We start from the raw sequence: 21,470 nt of genomic DNA, 5'->3' as shown, positions 1-21,470 counted from the left end.
GGTAAATACTAAGATCAGCAACATTACCAACATACCTAATACGAAAGATATGAGTGAACAGACGATCAATAACGCGCCTCTTGCTTTAAATCGTCTTTTGTACAACTCAGCACGTTCAAAATCGGAAAACAAATCTTCTGTATCCATACTGCAAAGCTAACATGGAATATCAAAAAACTTCTTTTACCTGCGATGCTTCTTCTGCTGACCTGGTGCGAAAGGTTTGGCCGATTTGGTACCGTATACTTTTTTGGCTTGTCCCGGTGGCATCCTGTGGCCATGTCCCGGATGATGCGCTGGTGCGCAGGAAAACAACAGGACACTTACTATCATTAACAAAAGAAATTGCTTCATAAATGAGTATTTAAAATCAAAGACGATATAAAAGCTCAAATGGTATGCAAATGAAGTGCCGTTAATGCTGTGACAACACTTAAGATACAATTAATTTATTTAAAATAAGGGAATTATATACATCTAAGTATTTTCATAAATGTACTGGCAATGATTAGCAAAAATTGGCGGAGACGGCGAGATTCGAACTCGCGATACGGTTGCCCGTATACACACTTTCCAGGCGTGCTCCTTCAACCACTCGGACACGTCTCCGTAAAAGGGGTGCGAAAATAAGCTTATTGCACTATAAATTAAATAATTTTTTAGCATTATTTGTTGTAACTGCAGCAATCTCTTCCATTGGTACTCCCATTGTTTCCGCCAATTTTTGTGCGATCAGCGGAATATAAGCCGGTTCATTTCTCTTCCCCCGGTAGGGTACCGGTGCCAGGTAAGGAGCATCCGTTTCCAAAACAACACGATCGAGGCCTACCTGCCGCATCATTTCATCTAAACCAGATTTTTTAAAGGTGAGCACCCCCCCAATACCAAGGTAGAACCCCAGGTCAATAATCTGCTCCGCTTCTTCCCGGCTTCCTCCAAAACAATGGAAAACTCCTTTTAAGCCCTTGCCGGTGTATTCAGATACCAGGTCAATACATTCTTTTGTCGAATTGCGGCTATGGATGACAATAGGCAGATCATATTGTATAGCCCACTCAATCTGTTGCCTGAAAGCCACGTACTGCTGGTCCTTAAAGGAAAGATCCCAGTAAAAATCAAGGCCGGTTTCCCCAATTGCCACAAATGTTCGCTGTTTCAGGTAATTTTCTATCAATTGAAGTTCCTGCTCAAAATCTTCCTTCACCGAGCAGGGGTGTAATCCCATCATACTGATGCATTTCACCGGCAACAAAGCTTCCATATTCAGCATAGCTTCATGCGTGTGCTTATCAATAGCCGGCATTAAAATGGTGGTTACGCTGGCAGCAAGGGATCTTTCTAAAAATTCATCTTTATCCATCAAAAGCTGCTCCGAATAGATGTGAGCGTGTGTATCAATAAACATTATCTAATTCTTCAACTATTATTTTAGATTTTATCTAAAATATAATTTTCTTTTTTATATGTGTACAAAAAAAATTAACTTCATCGCAAGTTTTCATAGGGTACGGATTAAAAATCGGGCTCGGGTATTTACCCAGGGCCCTTTTCTTTTCCATTAATTGTCTGCAAGACCTTTAAAAACAAAACCTTGCGACCCAAAATGATCCAATACCCGGGGGAGCGCATATTTTAAATTGGGAAAGGCTTTTTCGCTGTCATGAAATACAATAATTGACCCGCTTCCTGCTTTCTCCACCACATTTCTTTTACAATTTTCGGGACTAAGACTCTGGTCGAAGTCGCCGCTTAATACATCCCACATTATAATATCAAAACCTTTCTTTCTAAGGGTTTTGCCAGCCTTGTTGCTGATCCTGCCATAAGGCGGTCTGAAAAAATCTGACACAATATGGGCCGATGCCTGGTCTACATTATCCACATAAACATCGTGAGATGTTTTCCATCCATTCAGATGATTGTGCGTGTGGTTACCCACAGTATGGCCCCTTTGCATAATATCCTGGTAGATAGCCGGGTGCTCCAATACATTTTTCCCCAAACAGAAAAAACTCGCTTTGGCGTTGAAATCTGTCAGTTGCTGTAATACAAAGGGCGTAGCTACCGGATGCGGACCATCATCGAAGGTCAGGTATAACTCCTTATTAGCTGTATTTACGTGCCAGGTATAGGCTTTAAATAGCTTCTTTAACCAAAAAGGCGTTTTAACAAAATACATAACGTGCAAAGTTACTATTTGTTTGAATGTGGATTTATTAACATTTCTCCTGCATATTTAAATATGGACATTGAATCATTTTGCGTCTAAAAAGAAAAGTTTTTTATCTTGCCGGATACCAATTTTACAATGAGTCTCAAAACAAACGAAGAATATGAACAACGAAGGACCCGACAGGTCTCCAAAATAAGAGCTGTGCTCGACTATGCGATGGGTATACTGATCGTTGGCATAGGGTTGTTCCTGGTTTTCAGATCTTCTTTCAATATTAAATTAAATAAAATATACCCTCCCGACGTTTTTGATAAAGTGTATGGAGTGCTGACTATCCTTTATGGTTGCTGGAGACTCTACAGGGGGTATAAAAAAAAATAGAACCTACAAATGCGTTGCATTTATACAAGTATTCTTCTTCTGGTTATTTACCTGGCTTCTTGTAAATCTGAAAAAAGCAGGATAGAGGAACAACCTGATGCGCCGGGAAAAGGAACGATTACCATTAGTGCCGATGAGTCATTTAAGCCCATTGTAGATGAGTTGGTGAAAGTGTATGAATCGAACAACTACGGAACAAAAATAAACGTGCAATACAAGCCGGAGGCCGATTGTATTAAAGACCTGTGGAACGACAGCATCCGCATGGTTATATCTACGATAGCGCTAACGGAGGGTGAACGCAGAAAACTTTCTGATTCTTTAAAAGTAAGCGTGGACCAGCTACCTGTAGCCAGGGATGCTATTGCGGTTATTATGCATCCAGGTGCTAAAGAAACAGAGTTTGACATGGACGATATTAAAAACATTCTCGCAGGAACTTACAGCCGTCCGCTGATACCGGTATTTGATGGGGTAAAAGCAACCAGTAGTGTGAGATTTATCGTCGATTCTGTAATGAAAGGCGCGAAATTGACCGATAGAGCCGTTGCTGCCCGAACCAGTGATTCGGTGATCAATTACGTAGCTAAAAACCCAGACGCTATAGGCTTTGTAGGGGTGAGCTGGATCGGGAATCCCAATGACGACGAGCAATCGAGTTTCTTAAAAAAAGTTAAAATTTGCCGTTTAAAAAGCACAGATAGCACAGGAAACTATATATTGCCAGTACAGGCTAATTTGTATGGCAGGATATATCCAATGACGAGAGATCTTACGTATATAGTAAAGGAAAAGTACCGGGGATTAGGCACAGGGTTTGCACAGTTGATGGCCACAGAGATCGGGCAACTCATTTTCAAAAGGGCTTATTTGATGCCCGGAAGAAGGTATTACGTAATACGCCCGATACAGTTAAATGAAGATTCTATATAAAAGATAAAAAAATTATATTTACAACTTCTTATTTAAACAACTACAAAACAAGAAAGATGATGAAGAAAACAATCCATCTGCTCGCACTAGGAGTTTTACTGAATGCCGGGGTGTATGCACAGTCCGTAGAGGATGGTGTTAAAGCTTACTACAACGGCAATTATGCTTCTGCAGTAAGCATACTCGAAAAGCATGGTGACAAACAGGAAGCCGCTTATTGGTTAGCTGAGTCATACTTTGCTCAGGGGAAAAATGCCTTAGGGAAAGCCGCTGCTGATAAAGCGCTTGCGGCAAAACCCGGAGATGCTTATTCACTGGTAGCTAAAGGACATTATCTATTACTGGAGAACAAAGCTGCCGAGGCGGGACAAAGCTTTGAAGCGGCTATTGCAGCAGCGGGCAAAAAAGACGAAGACAAAGCAAAGGTGTTAAATGCAGTAGGTAATGCAGTAACTAAAGTTTATAACAATATTGACAAAGTAGGTGATATTAAATACGCTGTGGCCAAACTGGAAGAGGCTAAAAACCTGGTAATGGGCATGAAAGAAAAAAGCCGTGACCCGAAATTATTAGCGGATATTAATACCAACCTGGCAGATGCAACTTTGAAAGCGAATCCAGGCGATGGCAGTAAGGCTTTCGTATTATACCAGGATGCCATTAACGCTGATCCAGGTTTTGGAAAAGCTGAGTATAGAAAAGCAATGATCTTTAAATCTCAGAACAACGGAGAACTTTATGTGCAAACACTGGAAAAAGCATTAACCGCTAATCCAGCTTACTATCCCGCTTTGAGCGATCTGTATGATTACTATATTTATACGGCACAGGATGCAGCAAAAGCAAAGCCCTATGGAGACAAGATGGTAGCTTTATTGCCTCCAAGTCCTAATAACGAATATTTTAAAGCAGTAGGCGCATATGTCACTAAAAATTACACAGGCGCTATTACTACCGGTAAGGATATCATTGCAAAAGCCGGAGAGCAGGCCGACCCAAGGGTTTATAAATTAATTGGCTACAGCTTGATTGAAAATAAGGATACTGCGGCAGCTATCCCGTTTGTTGAAGACTATTTTAAAAATCAAACAAAAGATGGTATTGTACCCAAAGATTACATCCTGAAAGGTATTGCCTATTCAACTACCCCAGGTAAAGAAGCCGAAGTAGTAAAAACTTTCATGGATGCTGCTGCGTTGGATACCACAGCAATTGGTAAGGCAAAAATTTTAGAAGAAGGGGCTCAGTTGTTTGCAAAAGCTGGTAAAGGAGCTTTGGCTGGAGATTTGTACGCTAAAATACTGGAAGTTAAGCCTGCAGATAAATTAACGATCAATGATTACTTCAACGCTGGTTTCACCGGTTATTACAAATCCGGTCAGTACGATAAAGCATGGAAAGTGTTTGATGCAGCCCGTACCAAGTTCCCAAACTGGAATTATGGATACATGCTTTCCTACAACAGTAGTAAAATATTTGACTCTACCAACGCTCAGAATATAATGGTTACCGATGGAGACAAGTACATCGCATATTTACAATCTCCTAACGATACGTCCGCAACGACTACTAAAAGAGCAGAAATATTCAAAACAGCCCTTTCTCTGGCCATTTTTTATATCAATGAGAAAAAGGATACTCCAAATGGACTGAAGTACCTGCATATCGCGCATGACAATGCGGATGATGCAGCTGCGAAAGCACAGGTAGCTGAATACATCAAAGGCTTAGGAGGCACTCCGGGCGCTCCCAATGCAGAACCTGCTAAAGCTCCTGCAAGCGGCCCCAAAAAATAAACTAATTTTTTCTGGTACGAACACCCCACAAAGTGGGGTGTTTTTTTATGCTTATTAATTTAGAATTAGAATATCAGCAAATTATTGTAACTCTTTGAGGTTAATTGACCAACCTGCCTTATTTTTGCGCATTACTAAAAGATATGGTTTATTTACTAAAAACCGTTGTTACTGATAATACAGCACAGTCTTTTTTACCGATTGGATTGCAGCTTGTTTTTGCTGCGGGTCTTATTATTGCACTGGTTATTCTGACTCACTTTTTAGGCCCCAAACGTAAAACAAAGGACAAACTCGAAAACTTTGCAAGTGGTATCGAATCGCATGGAGACGCGCGCCAACCCATGGCTATCAAATACTTTTTAACGGCTATTCTGTTCGTTCTATTTGATGTGGAGGTTATTTTCTTCTATCCTTATGCCGTTAACTTTAAGGACCTTGGCTGGAGCGGTTTTTACGCTGTATTGATGTTTGTAGCTTTCTTTTTATGTGGTTTTACCTACATTATCAAGAAAGGTGCATTAAAATGGGAAGACTAGAATCGACCGTCCCAACGGGAGATTAATTTATTTTTTAACTAATTTTCACCGTAAGGCTGAAACAAAATGCCCCTTTCGGGGGTTGGGTTGATATGAGACCAGTTTCTTACAATATAAAACAAAAACCCCTTGAAGCCGATATCAGCATGGCCGACATGCCGGCCGGCCACGAGGGACAGGGATTTTTTGCAACTACGCTTGACAGTGTTATCGGACTAGCCCGGAAGAATTCGATCTGGCCCCTCCCCTTTGCAACATCCTGTTGTGGTATCGAGTTTATGGCCACCATGGGCGCTACCTACGATTTAGCCCGTTTTGGTAGTGAACGCGTTGGATTTTCTCCACGTCAATGTGACCTTTTGATGGTTATGGGAACGATTGCGAAGAAAATGGGGCCTGTTGTAAAACAGGTTTACTTACAAATGGCCGAACCCCGCTGGGTAATTGCCGTGGGCGCCTGCGCCAGCAGTGGTGGTATTTTTGATACCTACAGTGTTTTACAGGGAATTGACCAGGTGGTGCCGGTAGATGTGTATGTACCTGGCTGTCCACCCCGTCCGGAAGCAATCCTGGATGGTGTAATGCGTATACAGGACCTGATTGGTAAGGAAAGCCTGCGCAGGAGAAATGGAGACCAATATAAAGCCCTGCTGGAAAGCTATGGCATCCAATAGAAGTTTAGATTTTAGTATTTAGTATAAAGGTTAAAAAACAGGAATTGCTAAATACATAAACAATCTATATACTTGGTACTAAATACTTATAGTCTACTTAAATGACAATAACTAACGAACTCATACAACAAAAGCTCACTGATAAATTCGGAGACCAGGTATCCAACTTCGAGGTTACTTTTGATACCCTGAGCTTTGATGCCGGTAAGGAGATCAATCTTAAAGTGTTGAATTTTTTACAGGAAGATGGGCTGAACTTCAATTTTTTAACTGATTTATGTGGTGTACATTACCCAGACAGGCAAGGCGAAGAACTGGCTGTAGTATACCATTTGCATAATATCAGAGAAAATATAAGAATCCGTTTCAAAGTTTTCACCAGCATTACAAAGCCGGACGTATATACCGCCACCGGCATTTTTGCTGCCGCCAACTGGATGGAGCGGGAAACCTTTGATTTCTACGGCATTAACTTTATCGGGCATCCCAACCTGATCAGGATATTGAATGTTGACGAGATGGACTATTTCCCTATGCGGAAAGAATATCCTTTGGAAGACCAAAGCCGTACCGACAAAGATGATGAAATGTTTGGAAGAGGAGGCATGTTAGGTTTTGGTACAGAAAAGACAGTACACGGTACAATAGCTGAAGATGAAAAGTGATTAAGTGAGTTTTGTAATTTCTAAATGAAGACATTTATTTTTTTACTGGCCGGAATGATCGGAACTTATATTTCACATTCACAAAATTATATTGTAAAATGTAACAACGATACAGTGTATTGTGAAATAAAGAAAATAGATTTGGATCGGATCAAAGTAAAATGTGGACAAGACAGCAGAGAGATTTGGGATGCTAAGGAAATTAAGTTATTTGTATATGATGGAGTGACCTGGACTACAAACTCTTTTCGTGATGGCAATAAGTGGAGTTCTACGTTCTCGAAAACAGTGTATGTTTTTTTGCCACAAGACAAGCGTAATGGCTATTATAAAATGGGGGTTTGGGGAAACCCGCTTACGGGGTATAGCAGAAGTTTTATTTCAGTAACAACAGATGGGCGAACTACTTTTTATAGTACAACTGAAAATAAAACAGGTTCGGCCGGATTTGCTTATGGTGCCGGAGGTTATACGGCTTTGGGTGTTGGTACAGGAGCGAGTAATATTTATTCCATGTTTTTGAAAAACGATGACCTAGGTATTACAGGTATTCCATTTGGAGCTAAAAGAAGTGAAGAAACGGCTGAAACAAAAAGACTTTTATTACTTTATACGTCTGACCGACCTGAAGTATCTAAGGAGTTAGACTCCAGGTCTTTTAAGGCGAAGCCAAATAAAATAGAGGAATATATGTCAAAATATTTTGGAAGATTGTTAAGTAACAATTAATACGGAAGAATTCAAATGTCAGATATACATCAAAATATAAACCTCCCGGCCGGTAGTATTGAAAAACAGACTACCACGCTCAATCTGGGGCCTACGCACCCGGCTACACACGGGGTATTTCAAAATATTATTGAACTGGATGGTGAAAAGATCGTAAAGGCTGATGCGACGGTTGGTTATATTCACCGGGCTTTTGAAAAAATTGCAGAACGCAGGCCTTTATACCAGATCACTCCTTTAACAGACAGGTTGAACTATTGCTCCGCTCCCCTGAACAATATGGGCTGGCATTTAACCTGTGAAAAGCTGTTAGGTGTAAAAACCCCAAAACGGGTAGATTACCTGCGTGTTATTGTAATGGAACTGGCACGTATCGCCGATCATTTGATCTGTAGTTCGATTATGGGTGTGGATGCGGGTGCCTATACCGGCTTCCTCTATGTGATGCAGTATCGCGAATTGATCTATGAGATCTATGAAGAGATCTGTGGTTCGAGGTTAACTACCAATATGGGCCGTATCGGCGGTTTTGAAAGAGACTTTAATGATACTGCTTTTCAAAAAATTGAAAAATTTCTGAAAGAATATCCTGCGGTTTTAAAAGAGTTTGAAAACCTTTTTACCCGCAACCGTATTTTCATGGAACGTACCATGGGTGTTGGAGCCATTTCGGCTGAAAGAGCTTTAAACTATGGTTTCACCGGCCCCAACCTGCGTGCAGCAGGCGTAGATTATGATGTGCGCGTAACGGCTCCTTACAGCAGCTACGAAGAATTTGATTTTGACATTCCGATTGGATCTACCGGAGATTGTTACGACCGTTTCCAGGTACGTAACGGGGAAATGTGGCAAAGTCTGCGCATTATAGAACAGGCCATGCAAAAGCTGAATAACCTGAAAGGTGAAGAGGCCATCATCTATCACGCTGATGTTCCGGAATACTATCTGCCCAAAAAGAAAGATGTGTATACCAAAATGGAAGCCCTGATCTGGCATTTCAAAATTATTATGGGTGAGATCGATATGCCAAAGGGCGAGCTCTATCATTCTATTGAAGCAGGCAACGGGGAACTAGGATATTATTTTATCAGTGACGGCGGCAGAAGCCCTTACAGGCTACATTTCAGACGTCCCTGCTTTATTTACTACCAGGCTTTTGAAGAGCTGGTAAAGGATGGCATGTTAAGCGATGCTATCCTGGTAATGTCTTCATTAAACCTGATTGCAGGGGAAATGGATGCATAGAAAACGAAAAATTTAAAATGAAAAATTTAAAATGGTAAAGACCTTTTGAATTTTGACTTTAACTTATAGATATGGTTCAATTCTCTCAGGAAAACTTATTAAAAGTTGACAAAATAATAGCCCGGTATCCGGAAGGCAGGCAAAAAAGCGCCCTGATACCTTTATTGCACCTGGCACAGGAGCAGTATGGCTGGTTAAGTGTTGAAACCATGGATTATGTGGCGTCCCTGTTAAATATTGATCCGATTGAGGTTTACGAAGTGGCTTCTTTTTACAGCATGTATAATTTAAAACCTATAGGTAAATACATGTTTGAAGTATGCCAGACCGGACCTTGCATGATCAATGGCAGTGATGACATCATTGAATATATCGGCGAAAAGCTGAACATCAAACCAGGAGAAACTACAGCCGACGGGCTCTTTACCTTAAAAGCAGTGGAATGCCTGGGCGCTTGTGGTTATGCGCCGATGATGCAGATGGGTAAGTTTTATAAAGAGCACCTAACCAAAGAAAAAGTGGACGCGATTATTGAAGAGTGCAGGGCAAAAGCAAATTAAATCTCTCTCGTTTAGGAAATTATAAAATGGGTAGAAAACTATTACTAGAAAAAGCACATGTAGAGGGTATCCGGTATTTTGATACTTATCGTCGTGAAGGTGGTTACCGTAGCGTTGAAAAGGCCTTGAAAACAATGGGCCCCGATGATGTTACAGAAGAGGTAAAAAAATCAGGACTTCGCGGTCGTGGCGGTGCGGGCTTCCCCACCGGCATGAAATGGAGCTTCCTGGCTAAACCGGAGGGTGTACCCCGTCACCTGGTAGTAAACGCCGATGAAAGTGAGCCAGGCACTTTTAAAGACCGCTACCTGATGGAATTTATTCCGCATCTGTTGATAGAAGGCGTTATTGTAGCCTCTTATGCACTAGGGAGCAATAATTCTTATATATATATCCGTGGAGAATACGCCTGGATCGTTGATATACTGGAACAAGCCATACAGGAAGCTCACAATAACGGTTTCCTGGGTAAAAATATATTAGGCAGCGGGTTTGATTGTGATATACATGTACAACGTGGTGCAGGCGCTTATATATGTGGTGAAGAAACAGCCCTGATAGAATCACTGGAAGGCAAAAGAGGCAACCCTCGTATTAAGCCCCCCTTCCCTGCTGTAAAAGGTGCATGGGACAGGCCAACAGTGGTAAACAATGTAGAGAGCATTGCAGCTGTGGTGCCTATCATTAATGAAGGCGGAGAAGAATATGCAAAGATTGGTGTAGGTAAATCTACCGGTACCAAATTAATATCTGCCTGTGGCAATATCAATAAGCCTGGTGTTTATGAAATTGATATGACCATTTCGGTGGAAGAGTTTATTTACAGCGATGAATGGTGTGGTGGTATCGCAAAAGGTAAAAGACTGAAAGCTTGTATTCCCGGAGGTTCGTCAGTTCCTATTCTTCCGGCTAATCTTTTATTAAAGACTGCAAAAGGAGAACAAAGAATGATGAATTATGAAAGCCTCGCTGATGGCGGCTTTCAGACCGGGACTATGATGGGGAGTGGTGGTTTTATTGTTTTTGATGAAGACCAGTGCGTGGTAAAACATACCTACACCCTCGCTCGCTTCTATCGCCATGAAAGCTGCGGTCAGTGCTCACCTTGCAGAGAGGGAACCGGCTGGATGGAAAAGCTGTTGTTAAGGCTTGATAAAGGACAGGGAAAAATGAGCGATATCGACCTATTGTGGGACATTCAAAGCAAGATAGAAGGGAATACGATTTGTCCGTTGGGTGATGCGGCAGCATGGCCGGTAGCCGCAGCCATCCGCCACTTCCGCGATGAGTTTGAGTGGCATATCACCAATGCGGCAGAAGCACAGGTAAGAAACTTTGGATTGGCCCATTACGCGGATGCGAGAGAAGTGGTTCCGGCTTAAGGACCTCATTAGAATGGTATTCATAGGATAGTTAATAACTTATAAACTTAGCGACTTGATTTCTTATGTTGCTTTGCGTGAAATAAAATTATGGCAGAAGAAATAAAAAAGGAAGCACCACCTAAAATGAAGGTAACAATAGATAACATATCTGTTGAGGTGGATCCTGGTACAACCATATTACAGGCAGCACGTTTGATTGGTGGCGATGTAACGCCTCCGGCCATGTGCTTTTATACGCCTTTGAAAGGCAGTGGGGGTAAATGCCGCACCTGCTTAGTAGAAGTTAGCAAAGGGTCTGAGAAAGACCCGCGCCCGATGCCTAAGCTGGTAGCCAGCTGCCGTACCGGTGTAATGGATGGCATGGAGGTGAAGAGTGTAACCAGCCCGCGTGTATTGGATGCCCGCGCCGGCGTAGTGGAGTTTTTGTTATTGAACCACCCTTTGGATTGCCCTATTTGCGATCAGGCCGGTGAATGTCATTTGCAGGACCTGAGCTATGAGCATGGTAAGGAAGGCACGCGCTATGAGTTTAAAAGAAGAACTTTTAAGAAACATAATCTCGGTCAATACATTCAGTTACACATGACACGTTGCATTTTGTGCTATCGTTGTGTATTTACTGCAGACCAGGTAACGAATAAACGTTCTCACGGTGTTTTGGACCGTGGAGACCATGCCGAGATCGCCACTTATATTGAAAAGTCGCTGGACAATGATTTTATCGGTAACGTAATTGATGTTTGTCCTGTAGGTGCATTAACCGACAAAACCTTCCGTTTCAAAAACCGTGTTTGGTTTACCAAGCCCGAAGATGCGCATCGTGACTGTGACAAATGTTGCGGTAAAGTTACTTTGTGGAAACGTGGAGATGAGGTATTGCGTGTTACTGCCCGTAAAGATCAGTGGGGTGAGATCATGGATACAGAGGATGGAAAAACCGGCTGGATCTGTAATGAATGCCGCTTCGAAAAGAAAGACGTTAAAGATTGGGTGATTGAAGGTCCTACCAAAGTAGCCCGTCATTCCGTTATCGGCGCCAATCATTATGAAGTGCTGGATAAGCCTGATGAAACTATTGCCAAAGTGATGGGAGGCCGGCAGCCTAAGTTGCTATTGGACATTCACAAGATCAGTGATGTAAATGATCCTTCGGTAGACTTAAGCAAAATAAAAGGACCGGCAACGGGCGCGGTTTTCAATAAGACGAAATTAATACAGGAAAAAGAGAACAACAATTAATACCATGCACTTACTTGCGATAGACTGGTTTTTTATTTTAGAAAAATTGATATTGATAGCCCTTGTGGTTACCCTGTCAATGATAGTTGCCATGTATGCTACCTATGGTGAGCGCAAGGTAGCGGCATTTATGCAGGACAGGATCGGTCCCAACCGGGCTGGCCCTTTTGGTTTATTGCAACCTTTAGCAGATGGTGGCAAACTTTTCTTTAAAGAAGAGATCATTCCCCTCGCCTCTTCTAAATTCCTGTTTGTATTAGGGCCGGTACTGGCTATGGTAACAGCCCTGCTTACCAGCGCTGTCATTCCATGGGGTTCACCGGCTTTGATTGCAGGAAGAACTGTTCCTTTACAAATTGCTGATATTAACATAGGCATCTTATATGTTTTTGGTGTGGTGAGCTTAGGTGTATATGGTATCATGATTGGCGGCTGGGCATCTAACAATAAATTTTCCCTGTTAGCAGGTATTCGTGGTGCATCTCAGATGATCTCCTACGAATTGGCGATGGGCCTGTCGTTGATAGCAGTGCTGATGTTGACCGGCTCTTTGCAAATGAGCACCATTGTACAAAACCAACTGGACAATGGCTGGAACATCGTTTACCAACCGCTGGGGTTTGTTATATTTTTCATCTGCGCACTGGCTGAGTGTAACCGTACGCCGTTTGACCTGCCGGAAGCAGAAAATGAGCTCAACTTTGGTTATCACCAGGAGTACTCCAGTATGAAACTGGGATTCTACCTGTTTGCAGAATATATCAACATGTTTATAAGTGGCGTTATCATGTCTACCCTTTATTTTGGCGGCTATGACATCCCGTTTGTAAACGAAGCATCGTGGGGTATTTCACAAAACCTCCTGGCCTTTATCAGCTTTGCAGTATTAATGGTGAAAGCATGCTTCTTTGTGTTTGTATTTATGTGGATCCGCTGGACCATCCCACGTTTCCGCTTTGACCAATTGATGCATTTAGGATGGAAACGATTAGTACCGCTGGCCTTGGTGAATATGATTATTACAGCGCTGGTGGTATTATGGCTGCAGAAATAGGTTGACGGCGGACAGGGATTAGCTGGCAGTAAGTGAACAGAGGAAAGCAGGAGAAGGTATTGTAGTAAAAGCTGGCTGGTGACCGGGGTGATTGAAAGTTAGTGTAGACAACATAATAAATATTAGATGATTAGTCCGTCAACTGTCGTCTAAATACTAACAACTGAATTATATTTGCGAAAATTTAAAATACTTCTCGAAAACTAATGGGTATTCAATATACAAATAGAGCCAAACCGGTAGACCGCAGCCCCATGACCTTTGTGGAGCGCTTATACCTTTGGAATATTTTGAAGGGAATGGGTATTACGCTGAAACACTTTTTTTCAAAAAAAGCTACGATTCAGTACCCCGAAGAAACCAGGCCTTTTAGTAAGGTGTTTCGCGGCCTGCACATCCTGAACAGAGATGAAGAAGGCCGTGAAAATTGTACTGCCTGCGGACTTTGTGCTGTAGCCTGCCCTGCCGAAGCCATCACTATGGAAGCTGCAGAAAGACAGGAGGGCGAAGAGCATCTGTATCGTGAAGAGAAGTATGCTGCGAAATATGAGATCAATATGCTGCGCTGCATTTTTTGCGGCTATTGCGAAGAAGCTTGTCCTAAAGACGCCATTTATCTTTCTCAAACTTTCACCCCATCGAATTACGACCGCAAAGGTTTTATTTATAAAAAAGACGACCTGTTAATTCCTAACCCCGTAACAGAGCCGGAGGCATACCAAAAGGCATTAGGAACTATTAATAAGGAAAATAAAAAAGCGGAAGCTATTTAAGGGCATGAGCATTACACAAATATTATTCTGGATTCTTACAGTGGCTGCTTTGTTTAGCGCCATCATGGTAGTAAGTAGCAAGAACCCTGTGCACAGTGTACTGTGGCTGGTAGCAACCTTCTTTGCCATATCCGGGCACTATATCTTACTAAATGCCCAGTTCCTGGCTGTCGTAAATATTATTGTTTATGCAGGCGCCATCATGGTTTTATTCCTTTTCGTGATCATGTTGATGAACCTGAATAAAAGTGCGGAGCCCATTAAAAACCGCTGGCTTCAGATCGTTGGAATAGTATCAGGAGGTTGTTTACTGTTGGTGTTGGTAGCAGCTTTAAAAAATACAGAAGTGGCTAAAAATATCGCTGAAGTAAATACAGGCGATGTGGGTCTTATTAAGACCCTGGGTAAAGAATTGTTTACCACATTCGTTGTGCCTTTTGAAATCAGCAGTATTCTGTTTTTAAGTGCGATGGTAGGTGCTGTAGTAATTGGTAAAAAAGATTAGTAGTTGAAACCAGAGATTGGAAGATTGCTATTATCACTTTCGAATCAGAAATCATAAATCGGAAATTTAAAAATGCCTATTAATTATTATATCGTATTGGCTTTGGCATTATTCAGCATTGGAATAGTGGGGGTACTCACGCGCCGCAATGCTATAATAGTGTTTATGTGCATTGAGCTGATGCTCAATTCTGTCAACCTTTTGTTGGTGGCATTCTCCAAAATGCAGCCGGCCAACGAAGCTGCAATGACAGTGGCAGGAACAGACGGGCAACTATTTGTATTTTTTATAATGGTGGTAGCTGCAGCGGAGGTAAGTGTGGGACTGGCTATCATTGTGATGATGTATCGCAATATTCACTCGGTGGATATTAATTTTTTAAACAGACTAAAACATTAAGACGGCTCCATTAATTTCTCGCTGAGAACATTGGAGGTTAGGCTAAATACTACCAAATGAACATGCAACTACTCTTAATACCATTATTGCCTTTGATCGGATTTTTATTGAATGGCTTATTAAGAAACTATTTGTCGAAAGGAGTGATCGGGCTAATTGGTAGCGGTTCCATTTTAGGATCGTTTATTTTGAGCATCCTGGCTTTTATGCAAGTTCGGTCCGGCACTATCGTTACCGCTGAATATTTTGAGTTTATTAAGATTGCCGGCTTACATATTCCTTTCGCTTTCCAGGTAGATCAGTTAACGTCTATTTTTCTTTTGGTTATTACCGGTGTAGGATTTTTAATTCATGTGTACTCTACCTCATACATGCATGAAGAGAAGTCGCATCATTTCGCCCGTTATTTTGCCTATCTCAACCTGTTCGTTTTCTCGATGCTTCTGCTGGTAATGGGTTCGAACTTTGTGATCATGTTTATTGGTTGGGAAGGTGTGGGTTTATGCTCTTATTTATTGATCGGCTTCTGGTTTAAAAAAGAAGATTATACCAAAGCCGCTTCCAAGGCCTTTATTATGAACCGTATCGGGGATCTGGCATTCCTGATTGCTCTATTCATTCTAATTAATAAACTGGGTACTGTAACCTTCAGTGAAATTTTTACAACTGAGGCGCTGGCGAAGCTCTCTGCTTTTGACATTACCATTATTACCACCTTATTGTTTGTAGGTGCAACCGGTAAAAGTGCCCAAATACCATTATATACCTGGTTACCCGATGCGATGGCGGGTCCTACGCCTGTTTCAGCGCTAATACACGCTGCAACCATGGTAACTGCAGGTATTTATATGATCGCCCGTAGTAATTTAATGTACTCTATGGCGCCAGGTACTTTAAACTGCATCGCCATTATCGGTATTGCAACTGCTCTTTTAGCAGCAAGCATTGCCCTCAAACAAAACGATATTAAAAAAGTACTGGCCTACTCTACTGTAAGCCAGTTGGGATATATGTTTCTTGCATTAGGAACGGGTTCTTATGTAGCCGCTGTTTTCCATGTAATGACGCACGCGTTCTTCAAAGCCCTGTTGTTCCTGGGTTCTGGCTCTGTAATACATGCTATGGGCGGAGAACAGGATATGCGTAAAATGGGCGGGTTAGCTAAGTACATGAAAATAACCAATATTACCTTCTTGTTAGGTTGTTTGGCTATTGCGGGTATCCCTGGCTTTTCCGGTTTCTTTTCCAAAGATGAAATTCTGGCGGGTGCATTTGCCACCTCCCCTATCCTATATGCATTAGGACTCTTCGGCGCTTTACTCACTGCATTTTATATGTTCCGTTTGTACGCAACCACATTTAAAGGTACCTTCCGTGGTACACATGAGCAGGAACATCATTTGCATGAAAGCCCCGCAGCAATTACTATCCCTTTGATTGTATTGGCAATTCTTTCAGTAGTGGGCGGCTATATTGGTATACCTGAGTTTTTGATGCACGGTGCACACAGCTTAAAGGATTACCTGCACCCTATATTCGAAAAATCTTATGCAATCCTGCCGGCACATCATGTATCTCACAGCACAGAATGGGCTTTGACAGGTGTATCTTCTTTACTGATCATTATAATGGTAGTACTGGCATGGACCCGGTACAGCAAAAAGCCTGATATCGAAGAAGCGAAAGGTTTTGGTAAACTATTACAGGAAAAATGGTATGTAGATGAAATTTACCAATCAATTATCGTTAAACCACTAAATGCGTTGGGCGCATTTTTCAATAATATTTTTGAGAAGAACATTGTAGATGGCATTGTAAACGGTGTGGGCAGGCTGGTAAACTACGGTGGCAGACAATTGCGCTGGTTACAAAGCGGGCAGACAGGGGCCTACATATTGATGATGGTGATTAGTGTACTGATCGTTTTTGCCCTGCAATTCTTTTTAAGAAAATAAAGCTTTTCCTATCCTGTTAAAAGGAAGGGATCAGGAGATTTGAAATTTAATATTTAGAACTTATCATTTTAGCATGATCGCATTGTTGTTGATATTAGTCCCATTGCTTAGCGGCATTATCACTTTTTTTATTAAGAAAGAAGAAGGCGCCAGAACCTGGTCCTTGCTGTCTGCTATTGCAACTTTTATTATTGCCATAATAGGGTTTACCTGCTACAGCAATACTGCTGCATTAAGCTTTAAAGCACCCTGGATGGGCATTTTGAACAGCAGCTTTTCATTGAGTGCTGATGGAATGGGCGCTATGTTGTGCATGCTAACCGGTATTTCTTTCCCATTGATCTTCGTTTCTACCTGGAATACTGCTTATAAAAAGGCGCATAATTTTCTTGGACTGATGTTATTGGCACAGGCTGGCCTGATGGGCGTATTCCTGGCTATGGACGCGTTATTATTCTACTTCTTCTGGGAGCTGGCACTTATTCCTGTTTACTTTATCTGTTCTCAATGGGGTGGTGAAAAACGGATTAAGATCACTTTCAAGTTCTTCATTTATACTTTTATTGGTTCGCTTTTGATGCTGGTAGGTATCCTCTACATCTATTCAAAAACCAATTCTTTTGATATCACAGCTTTTTACAACTCTAATCTGCCGCTTAAAGAGCAGATGTGGGTGTTCTGGCTCTTCTTCCTGGCTTTTGCTATTAAGATGCCTATTTTCCCCTTTCATACCTGGCAGCCGGATGCATACGAGCAATCTCCTACTGCCGCTACGATGGTGTTAAGTGGTATCATGGTTAAGATGGGTGTACTGGGCTTACTTCGCTGGTTACTCCCCGTGTTACCGCTGGCATCTTTCAGCTGGGGCGACACCGTATCTACTATGGCTGTTATCGGCATTGTGTATGCATCCCTCATAGCATTTCAGCAGGATGATATGAAGAGGCTGGTAGCCTATTCTTCTATCGCACATATTGGCTTAATGTGTTTAGCCGTATTTGCCGAAAACAAAAGCGCTTTACAGGGTACTATGATACAAATGTTCTCACACGGGATCAACATCCTGGGTATGTGGATTATTGTAGAGATCATTGAAAGAAAATTCGGAACCCGTAAAATGAGTGAACTGGGTGGCATTGCCAAGAAGGCCCCGGCATTAACCATCTTCTTTTTTATCATTGCATTTGCCAATATAGCTTTGCCTTTAACCAATGCGTTTATAGGCGAGTTCCTGATGTTTAATGGTATATTAGGTGTTAATCCACAAATCTCCAAATATGGTATTCCTTTAGCCGTTACAGCAGGCTTGGGTATTATCCTGGGAGCTGTATACACATTGAAAATGGCCCGCAAAGTATTTTTGGGTGAAACCAATAGTCTTACAGAGCAGGGAACGGATATCGCTTTTCATGAAAAAGCTATTTTAGGAATCATTGCGGTAACGATCATCGTTGCCGGAGTTTATCCGCAACCGCTGTTACACTCTTTTGAAGATATAACGAATTCTATTTTACATAAATCAGACGTGCTTCATTTACTAAAATCGAAGCATTAAGCAATAAAGTATGAACGCATTAGTACTCTCTGCAATTTTTGGCGTTGTTATGATGTTTAGTGGTGTGCTGTTTCAAAAGAACGCGCCCATTAAAACCACCGGCATTATAGCCATGATATTGCTCTTTTTAGCGAACTGCATGGAAATGAGGGGCATCCAGTTTTTTAAATTTGATGTTTCCGGTTTTATGGCTTTTGACAGCTATGCCTTGTTTTTTAATGGCATTGCTATATTCGCTACGTTGATTTATTTATTGATCACGTCCAGTCAAATGGAGAAAGTGGGTAAGAATTTTCCAGACTACCTGGCTTTGATCTTCTTTATTATTGCCGGTATTACCATTACCACCAGCTTTAAGTCTTTACTCACCTTATTTTTAGGCATTGAAATTATTTCTATCCCTCTTTATATATTAACAGGAGCAGATAAAAAGAATTTAAAAAGTAATGAAGCTGCACTAAAGTATTTCCTGATGGGTTCCTTCTCAACAGGCATTATGCTGATGGGAATTGCCCTCATTTATGGCTCTCAGGGTACATTTACGATTGACAAAATGAGCTTTACAATGGCAGCTAAATCAAACCTGCATATAGCCGGAATGTTATTCCTGCTGTTTGCGATGAGCTTTAAAGCTTCTGTAGCCCCCTTCCATTTCTGGACTCCCGATGTTTATGACGGCGCACCAACAGTCTTTACCTCATTTATGGCTACTATTGTAAAAGCCGCTGTATTTGTAGGTTTTGTTCGCCTGTTCGGAGGGGCTTTTGGTAAACTGGAAGACACCTGGTCAATTTGGGTGGCCATCATGATCGCCGCTACATTGTTTATAGGTAATATTACAGCAGTATTTCAGCAAAGCGTTAAGCGCATGCTCTCCTATTCCAGTATTGCGCAGGCAGGCTTTTTATTATTTGGCGTTTATGCTATGAATGATGCTGCCCGCGAAGGCTTATTGATTTATTCTGCGGCTTATTGTTTGGCAACCATTGGCATTTTTGCTGTACTAAGCAAAATGACTGACTATAGCTTTGAAGGTTTTAATGGGCTGGCTAAACATCAGCCTGTATTAGCTTTTACTACTACTATTTGTCTTCTATCGTTAGCAGGTATCCCATTAACAGCAGGATTCCTCGGCAAATTCTACATGTTAAAAGCAGCTATCATGACCGGCCAGCACCTTTGGCTGGTAATTTTTGCAGTGGTAATGGCTGCAGTCAGCGTTTATTATTACTTCCGCGTTATACAGGCCATGTATTTTAAAGAAGGTCCTGTTCAATCAGTAGCTGCCAGCAGCTTTGAAAAATACACGCTGATCGCTGTATCTATACTCATTATTCTGCTTGGTATTTTCCCCGGAACTTTCCTGGGCTGGCTGTATTTCTAACACTGATCACGGCCGATTATCAGGCATCATGTCATTTTCAGTTGTACCAGTCCTTTGGCCTTCGAAGCGAAGACAAAGACAAAGACTGAGCAACCAGCTATTAAGACGACAAGTATTGGTTGAGTACTTCCCTGCCGGTATAATAAATTTGCTGGTATTGCTTTATGCAATTAGCTTTATAGTACTGGTATAACAAACATGAAATTCAGCGATACATTTCTTCTGGCTTTTAGAACCGTTAAAGGAAATACTTTACGTACAGCCCTTACTGTGGCTATTATTGCTTTTGGTATCATGGCGCTGATAGGCATTATTACAGCCATTAAAGCCATGAACCAGAAGTTCACCGAGAGTTTCTCCAGTATGGGAGCTAATGCATTTACGATCCGGTTTAAAGAACGTAATATCCGTTTCGGTGGTGGAGGAGATGATCTGACCGTTTCGCAAAAAGGCAAGAAAGAAAAAAAATCGAACCTGGGACGTAACATTTCAAAGGAAGAAGCAGAATATTTTATCAACAACTATAAATTCCCGGGTGTTGTTAGCGGACTATCAGTATTTGGGAACCGCAGTAACACGGTTTCGTTTGCTGACAAAAAAACCAGTCCGAATGTGATGATGTTTGGCGGTGATGAGAAATACCTCGAGCTAAACGGCTATACCTTACTCAATGGACGAAACCTGACACTCCAGGAAGTTAGAAATGCCCAGAACGTATGCATATTAGGTTATGATGTAGCCAAAAAGTTTTTCGATGAGGCTGCGGATAAGGCTGTAGGCAAAACAGTACGTATTAATAACCTCCCCTACCTGGTATTAGGCGTGCTGGATAGCCGTGGATCAACTTTTGGCTTTAGCAGGGATAATATGGCCATCATAGGCTACCGTAACCTGGCTAAGAATTTTGCGGGCAACAATGCGTCCTACGTGCTGGCGGTAAAAGTTGATGATATCAATAAAATGAATGAGGCCATGGGTGAAGCGGAAGCACTGTTCAGGGGCGTTAGAAAGACCATGATCACTGAAGAAAGCAATTTTGTAATGGACAAAAGTGATAGCATGGTTGAAAGGGCAATGAATAGCCTGGGCTTTTTGACGATATCGGCTACTGTAATAGGCCTGATCACGCTGATTGGCGCAGCAATAGGCCTTATGAATATTATGCTGGTAAGCGTAGCCGAACGCACGAAAGAAGTGGGATTAATAAAAGCTATTGGTGGCAAAAGCAACGTAGTAAAAAAACAATTCCTGCTCGAAGCAGTAATCATCAGCATCCTGGGAGCGCTTTTCGGAATTATACTGGGCATTTTAGTTGGCAATAGTTTTGCTATTGTATTAGGGACCGGATTTGTGGTGCCCTGGGGCTGGGTACTATATGGTATTTTAATTTGTAGCGGCGTAGGTTTGCTGGCAGGCCTGTACCCGGCTATAAAAGCAGGAAAACTCAATCCTATTGAGGCACTCCGTTATGAATAAGTGGAACAAGCATAATTTCCACACTTCATCCCATCTGAAAAAAATTGTGT

At 41.8% G+C, this 21,470-nt stretch carries 22 protein-coding genes and 1 tRNA gene; 19 read left to right on the top strand and 4 right to left on the bottom strand.

Going from position 1 to position 21,470, the window contains the following annotated elements:
* Positions 1-183 precede the first annotated feature (183 nt).
* From ACLOAU_RS11900 to ACLOAU_RS11885, 4 genes are all read right to left on the bottom strand, one after another.
* A complete protein-coding gene (locus ACLOAU_RS11900) occupies positions 184-354 on the bottom strand; it encodes a hypothetical protein (RefSeq protein WP_427862092.1) in 171 nt (56 codons plus the stop codon).
* A gap of 165 nt (positions 355-519) precedes the next feature.
* Positions 520-609: transfer RNA gene (locus tag ACLOAU_RS11895), tRNA-Ser, on the bottom strand.
* Positions 610-640: 31 nt separating this feature from the next.
* Positions 641-1,405 (bottom strand): TatD family hydrolase, encoded by a 765-nt coding sequence (locus ACLOAU_RS11890; RefSeq protein WP_427862091.1) that lies wholly within the window; start codon positions 1,403-1,405, stop codon positions 641-643.
* A 153-nt stretch (positions 1,406-1,558) separates the two neighbouring features.
* Positions 1,559-2,179: a polysaccharide deacetylase family protein gene (locus ACLOAU_RS11885; protein WP_427862090.1), complete on the bottom strand. Its 621-nt coding sequence runs from the start codon at positions 2,177-2,179 to the stop codon at positions 1,559-1,561.
* Between the two features lie 129 nt (positions 2,180-2,308).
* Between ACLOAU_RS11885 and ACLOAU_RS11880 the strand changes: the two genes are divergently transcribed.
* The 19 genes from ACLOAU_RS11880 (at position 2,309) to ACLOAU_RS11790 (ending at position 21,420) form a co-directional block, all read left to right on the top strand.
* Positions 2,309-2,554, top strand: coding sequence for a hypothetical protein (locus tag ACLOAU_RS11880; RefSeq protein ID WP_427862089.1), 246 nt, complete (start codon positions 2,309-2,311; stop codon positions 2,552-2,554).
* 9 nt (positions 2,555-2,563) lie between these two features.
* Positions 2,564-3,487: a PstS family phosphate ABC transporter substrate-binding protein gene (locus tag ACLOAU_RS11875; protein ID WP_427862088.1), complete on the top strand. Its 924-nt coding sequence runs from the start codon at positions 2,564-2,566 to the stop codon at positions 3,485-3,487.
* A gap of 56 nt (positions 3,488-3,543) precedes the next feature.
* Positions 3,544-5,283 (top strand): tetratricopeptide repeat protein, encoded by a 1,740-nt coding sequence (locus ACLOAU_RS11870; RefSeq protein ID WP_427862087.1) that lies wholly within the window; start codon positions 3,544-3,546, stop codon positions 5,281-5,283.
* Between the two features lie 143 nt (positions 5,284-5,426).
* A complete protein-coding gene (locus ACLOAU_RS11865; protein WP_114789731.1) occupies positions 5,427-5,822 on the top strand; it encodes an NADH-quinone oxidoreductase subunit A in 396 nt (131 codons plus the stop codon).
* Between the two features lie 92 nt (positions 5,823-5,914).
* The gene (locus ACLOAU_RS11860) at positions 5,915-6,496 is read left to right on the top strand and encodes an NADH-quinone oxidoreductase subunit B (RefSeq protein ID WP_427862086.1); all 582 of its coding nucleotides are present in this window, start codon (positions 5,915-5,917) and stop codon (positions 6,494-6,496) included.
* 101 nt (positions 6,497-6,597) lie between these two features.
* Entirely contained in the window at positions 6,598-7,161 is a 564-nt protein-coding gene (locus ACLOAU_RS11855; protein WP_427862085.1) for an NADH-quinone oxidoreductase subunit C, read from the top strand.
* Between the two features lie 24 nt (positions 7,162-7,185).
* A complete protein-coding gene (locus ACLOAU_RS11850) occupies positions 7,186-7,890 on the top strand; it encodes a hypothetical protein (protein ID WP_427862084.1) in 705 nt (234 codons plus the stop codon).
* A gap of 15 nt (positions 7,891-7,905) precedes the next feature.
* On the top strand, positions 7,906-9,135 hold the full coding sequence (locus ACLOAU_RS11845) for an NADH-quinone oxidoreductase subunit D (RefSeq protein ID WP_427862083.1): 1,230 nt from the start codon (positions 7,906-7,908) through the stop codon (positions 9,133-9,135).
* 71 nt (positions 9,136-9,206) lie between these two features.
* On the top strand, positions 9,207-9,695 hold the full coding sequence (locus tag ACLOAU_RS11840) for an NADH-quinone oxidoreductase subunit NuoE family protein (RefSeq protein ID WP_427862082.1): 489 nt from the start codon (positions 9,207-9,209) through the stop codon (positions 9,693-9,695).
* Positions 9,696-9,721: 26 nt separating this feature from the next.
* Positions 9,722-11,077, top strand: a complete 1,356-nt coding sequence (gene nuoF / locus ACLOAU_RS11835; protein WP_427862081.1) for an NADH-quinone oxidoreductase subunit NuoF — start codon at positions 9,722-9,724, stop codon at positions 11,075-11,077.
* Positions 11,078-11,167: 90 nt separating this feature from the next.
* Complete coding sequence (locus ACLOAU_RS11830) at positions 11,168-12,319, top strand: NADH-quinone oxidoreductase subunit G (protein ID WP_427862080.1); 1,152 nt, start codon at positions 11,168-11,170, stop codon at positions 12,317-12,319.
* A gap of 4 nt (positions 12,320-12,323) precedes the next feature.
* A complete protein-coding gene (nuoH, locus tag ACLOAU_RS11825) occupies positions 12,324-13,373 on the top strand; it encodes an NADH-quinone oxidoreductase subunit NuoH (protein ID WP_427862079.1) in 1,050 nt (349 codons plus the stop codon).
* Between the two features lie 206 nt (positions 13,374-13,579).
* On the top strand, positions 13,580-14,146 hold the full coding sequence (gene nuoI / locus ACLOAU_RS11820; protein WP_427862078.1) for an NADH-quinone oxidoreductase subunit NuoI: 567 nt from the start codon (positions 13,580-13,582) through the stop codon (positions 14,144-14,146).
* Positions 14,147-14,150: 4 nt separating this feature from the next.
* Positions 14,151-14,651, top strand: coding sequence for an NADH-quinone oxidoreductase subunit J family protein (locus ACLOAU_RS11815; RefSeq protein WP_427862077.1), 501 nt, complete (start codon positions 14,151-14,153; stop codon positions 14,649-14,651).
* A gap of 72 nt (positions 14,652-14,723) precedes the next feature.
* Complete coding sequence (gene nuoK / locus ACLOAU_RS11810; RefSeq protein WP_427862076.1) at positions 14,724-15,050, top strand: NADH-quinone oxidoreductase subunit NuoK; 327 nt, start codon at positions 14,724-14,726, stop codon at positions 15,048-15,050.
* Positions 15,051-15,106: 56 nt separating this feature from the next.
* The gene (nuoL, locus tag ACLOAU_RS11805) at positions 15,107-17,005 is read left to right on the top strand and encodes an NADH-quinone oxidoreductase subunit L (RefSeq protein WP_427862075.1); all 1,899 of its coding nucleotides are present in this window, start codon (positions 15,107-15,109) and stop codon (positions 17,003-17,005) included.
* A 73-nt stretch (positions 17,006-17,078) separates the two neighbouring features.
* The gene (locus ACLOAU_RS11800) at positions 17,079-18,560 is read left to right on the top strand and encodes a complex I subunit 4 family protein (RefSeq protein ID WP_427862074.1); all 1,482 of its coding nucleotides are present in this window, start codon (positions 17,079-17,081) and stop codon (positions 18,558-18,560) included.
* Positions 18,561-18,570: 10 nt separating this feature from the next.
* Positions 18,571-19,944: an NADH-quinone oxidoreductase subunit N gene (locus ACLOAU_RS11795; RefSeq protein ID WP_427862073.1), complete on the top strand. Its 1,374-nt coding sequence runs from the start codon at positions 18,571-18,573 to the stop codon at positions 19,942-19,944.
* Positions 19,945-20,142: 198 nt separating this feature from the next.
* Positions 20,143-21,420 carry an ABC transporter permease gene (locus ACLOAU_RS11790; RefSeq protein WP_427862072.1) on the top strand — a complete coding sequence of 426 codons (1,278 nt, stop codon included), beginning with the start codon at positions 20,143-20,145 and terminating at the stop codon, positions 21,418-21,420.
* Positions 21,421-21,470: the final 50 nt, after the last annotated feature.

Origin of the sequence: Paraniabella aurantiaca, from assembly GCF_050309965.1 — a bacterium.
In the GTDB taxonomy this organism is placed as follows: Bacteria; Bacteroidota; Bacteroidia; order Chitinophagales; family Chitinophagaceae; genus Niabella.
The sequence above is the reverse complement of the archived record's forward strand: the minus strand, read 5'-3'. Positions and strand labels throughout refer to the sequence as shown.

What these genes read in the sequence shown, in the direction of transcription:
- ACLOAU_RS11900 (WP_427862092.1), bottom strand. Translation starts at nt 354, where the DNA reads ATGAAGCAATTTCTTTTGTTAATGATAGTAAGTGTCCTGTTGTTTTCC.
- ACLOAU_RS11890 (WP_427862091.1), bottom strand. Translation starts at nt 1,405, where the DNA reads ATGTTTATTGATACACACGCTCACATCTATTCGGAGCAGCTTTTGATG.
- ACLOAU_RS11885 (WP_427862090.1), bottom strand. Translation starts at nt 2,179, where the DNA reads ATGTATTTTGTTAAAACGCCTTTTTGGTTAAAGAAGCTATTTAAAGCC.
- ACLOAU_RS11880 (WP_427862089.1), top strand. Translation starts at nt 2,309, where the DNA reads ATGAGTCTCAAAACAAACGAAGAATATGAACAACGAAGGACCCGACAG.
- ACLOAU_RS11875 (WP_427862088.1), top strand. Translation starts at nt 2,564, where the DNA reads ATGCGTTGCATTTATACAAGTATTCTTCTTCTGGTTATTTACCTGGCT.
- ACLOAU_RS11870 (WP_427862087.1), top strand. Translation starts at nt 3,544, where the DNA reads ATGATGAAGAAAACAATCCATCTGCTCGCACTAGGAGTTTTACTGAAT.
- ACLOAU_RS11865 (WP_114789731.1), top strand. Translation starts at nt 5,427, where the DNA reads ATGGTTTATTTACTAAAAACCGTTGTTACTGATAATACAGCACAGTCT.
- ACLOAU_RS11860 (WP_427862086.1), top strand. Translation starts at nt 5,915, where the DNA reads ATGAGACCAGTTTCTTACAATATAAAACAAAAACCCCTTGAAGCCGAT.
- ACLOAU_RS11855 (WP_427862085.1), top strand. Translation starts at nt 6,598, where the DNA reads ATGACAATAACTAACGAACTCATACAACAAAAGCTCACTGATAAATTC.
- ACLOAU_RS11850 (WP_427862084.1), top strand. Translation starts at nt 7,186, where the DNA reads ATGAAGACATTTATTTTTTTACTGGCCGGAATGATCGGAACTTATATT.
- ACLOAU_RS11845 (WP_427862083.1), top strand. Translation starts at nt 7,906, where the DNA reads ATGTCAGATATACATCAAAATATAAACCTCCCGGCCGGTAGTATTGAA.
- ACLOAU_RS11840 (WP_427862082.1), top strand. Translation starts at nt 9,207, where the DNA reads ATGGTTCAATTCTCTCAGGAAAACTTATTAAAAGTTGACAAAATAATA.
- nuoF (WP_427862081.1), top strand. Translation starts at nt 9,722, where the DNA reads ATGGGTAGAAAACTATTACTAGAAAAAGCACATGTAGAGGGTATCCGG.
- ACLOAU_RS11830 (WP_427862080.1), top strand. Translation starts at nt 11,168, where the DNA reads ATGGCAGAAGAAATAAAAAAGGAAGCACCACCTAAAATGAAGGTAACA.
- nuoH (WP_427862079.1), top strand. Translation starts at nt 12,324, where the DNA reads ATGCACTTACTTGCGATAGACTGGTTTTTTATTTTAGAAAAATTGATA.
- nuoI (WP_427862078.1), top strand. Translation starts at nt 13,580, where the DNA reads ATGGGTATTCAATATACAAATAGAGCCAAACCGGTAGACCGCAGCCCC.
- ACLOAU_RS11815 (WP_427862077.1), top strand. Translation starts at nt 14,151, where the DNA reads ATGAGCATTACACAAATATTATTCTGGATTCTTACAGTGGCTGCTTTG.
- nuoK (WP_427862076.1), top strand. Translation starts at nt 14,724, where the DNA reads ATGCCTATTAATTATTATATCGTATTGGCTTTGGCATTATTCAGCATT.
- nuoL (WP_427862075.1), top strand. Translation starts at nt 15,107, where the DNA reads ATGAACATGCAACTACTCTTAATACCATTATTGCCTTTGATCGGATTT.
- ACLOAU_RS11800 (WP_427862074.1), top strand. Translation starts at nt 17,079, where the DNA reads ATGATCGCATTGTTGTTGATATTAGTCCCATTGCTTAGCGGCATTATC.
- ACLOAU_RS11795 (WP_427862073.1), top strand. Translation starts at nt 18,571, where the DNA reads ATGAACGCATTAGTACTCTCTGCAATTTTTGGCGTTGTTATGATGTTT.
- ACLOAU_RS11790 (WP_427862072.1), top strand. Translation starts at nt 20,143, where the DNA reads ATGAAATTCAGCGATACATTTCTTCTGGCTTTTAGAACCGTTAAAGGA.